This window comes from Compostibacter hankyongensis (genome assembly GCF_039541075.1).
GTDB classification, from domain to species: domain Bacteria; phylum Bacteroidota; class Bacteroidia; order Chitinophagales; family Chitinophagaceae; genus Compostibacter; species Compostibacter hankyongensis.
This window is the reverse complement of the sequence record NZ_BAABFN010000011.1, coordinates 1-585: the sequence shown is the minus strand read 5'-3', so window position 1 is coordinate 585 and position 585 is coordinate 1. Positions and strand designations below refer to the sequence as shown.

At 53.3% G+C, this 585-nt stretch carries 1 protein-coding gene; it reads left to right on the top strand.

Annotated elements, in window-relative coordinates; all coding sequences use genetic code 11:
• Positions 1-291 (top strand): LLM class oxidoreductase (locus tag ABD851_RS14400; RefSeq protein ID WP_425549955.1); only part of this gene is annotated, 291 nt, incomplete at its 5' end.
• Between the last annotated feature and the right edge of the window lie 294 nt (positions 292-585).

Sequence of the window (585 nt, the reverse complement as noted above, 5' to 3'; positions counted from 1 at the left end):
GACGACTTTGTGGAGCCGATGCTGTGGACGGGTATCGGACGGGCCCGGTCGGGCTGCGGAGGCGCATTGGTAGGCACGCCGGAGCAGATCCTGGAAAAGATGAACCGTTATATGGATATGGGGATCCGTGCGTTTATCCTGTCGGGTTACCCGCTGATCGAGGAATGTGAGCTGTTCGGGAAGCTGGTGCTGCCGCAGCTGCCGAATGTGAAGCTGTCGGTGGAGCAGGGGCGGACACCGTCGGAGACGCCGGTCACCCCGTTCACAACCGGCGCGCTGCGGGTGGGGTAGAGGTGAGAGGTGAAAGGTGAAAGGCGAAGGGTAAAAGGTGAGAGGTGAAAGGTGAAAGGCATTTTAAGTTTAAGGTTTAAAGTCTAAGGTCTAAGGTTTCCTTCCCGGGCAAATTAACTTTAAACCTTAGACTATTGAATCTCAAACGAGAAACCGGAAACTTCAAACCGGAAACAAGAAACCAGAATCCCGGAGGCTTCAGGTATTCCGGGGCCTTCATAGTTGCGTATTCATGATCAAGACACTCAGTACAGCGGACCTGGTGGTGGTGGTTTTGTTATTGCTGTTTTTGGT